General features: G+C 58.6%; 1 protein-coding gene. It reads left to right on the top strand.

Translation table 11 applies throughout. From position 1 onward, the window contains the following. Positions 1-1,295 (top strand): IS1182 family transposase (locus F2P44_RS34235; protein WP_370662795.1); only part of this gene is annotated, 1,295 nt, incomplete at its 5' end. Positions 1,296-1,443 lie beyond the last annotated feature (148 nt).

Here is a 1,443-nt window from a genome sequence, read left to right as displayed (position 1 = left end):
AGCAGCAAATGCTGCTGCCCCACGCACTGCAGGACTGGCTCCCTGACGGGCACCTTGCCTATTACATTAGCGATACGATCGACTCGCTCGACCTATCCGCTTTTCATGCTCGGTATGCCGGGGGCGGTTCGCGCAACCAGCCGTTTCATCCGGCAATGATGCTCAAAGTGCTGGTGTATGGTTATTCAACCGGTGTCTTCTCGTCACGCAAGATGGCCAAGAAACTGTATGAGGATGTGGCGTTCCGGGTACTGGCCGCAGATAATTATCCGGCGCACCGGACGATCTGCGACTTCCGTGCCGCGCATTTGACGGAGTTTGCGGACATCTTTGTGCAAGTGGTGAAGCTGGCGAAGGAATGCGGTTTGGTGAAGCTCGGTACGATATCGGTCGATGGTACCAAGATCAAGGCCAATGCATCGCGTCACAAAGCGATGAGCTACGACCGGATGAAGAAGGCCGAGCTTGAGCTCAAGGCGCAGATCGATGCGCTGCTGGCGAAGGCCAAGGCGGCTGACGAGGCCGAGAAAAATGAACCGGAATTGGACCTCCCCGCAGAGATCACCCGTCGCGAAGACCGCCTCGCCGTGATTCGCGCGGCACGTGAACGCCTTGAGGAGCGTCAGCGTCAGGCAGACACCGCACGCGGTCGTAGCGCCGACGATGAGGATCCGCCCGATGCCGATGGCAAGCCGAAAAAGAAGTCACGGTTCAAATATAAATTCGGCGAGCCCAAGCCAAATGCCCAGGAAAATTTCACCGACCCGGAAAGCCGGATCATGAAGCATGCTGGGGGCGGCTTCGAGTACTCCTACAATGGCCAACTCGCAGTCGATGCTACCGCGCACATTATTGTCGCCGCCGAATTGGACAACTGTGCCGCCGACAGCGGGCAATTGCCAGCCGTACTCGCTGCCGTCAAGCGTGATGCCGGGTCCGATCCGGAGCAAGTCCTTGCCGATGCCGGCTACCGGTCGGAGGCCGTGTTCGATCAATTGAAAGATCATACCGCCGAATTGATCGTGGCCCTTGGACGTGAGGGCAGGAAGGACGTCGCGATCGATGCCACGAAGCGGCCGCTGTGTGCCGCCATGGCCGAAAAATTCAAGCTCGTGGAAACGCAGGCAGCCTATCGAAAACGCAAATGGCTGTCGGAACCACCGAACGGCTGGATAAAGAGCGTTCTCGGGTTTCGACAATTTAGCATGCGCGGACTGGCCAAGGCCCAGGCCGAGTGGAAACTCGTCTGCGCGGCGTTAAACCTGCGAAGAATGGCAAAAATGATGGCCGCGTAGTCACTCACGGGGCGATTTTCGTCCGAATTCGCTGTCAAGCACGGCAAATCGGCTCACGTTTGAGCCTGAAATCGGAGACGGCCTCGCGGCTCGCCGCGTCCGCCTCGGTTTCGCGAGGTCAAATTCCGTCTGCCGCGCAGACTCCTAG

The sequence above is a fragment of the Massilia frigida genome (assembly GCF_011682175.1).
Classification (GTDB): domain Bacteria; phylum Pseudomonadota; class Gammaproteobacteria; order Burkholderiales; family Burkholderiaceae_D; genus Telluria_A; species Telluria_A frigida.
This window is presented reverse-complemented; position numbering and strand designations above follow the sequence as displayed.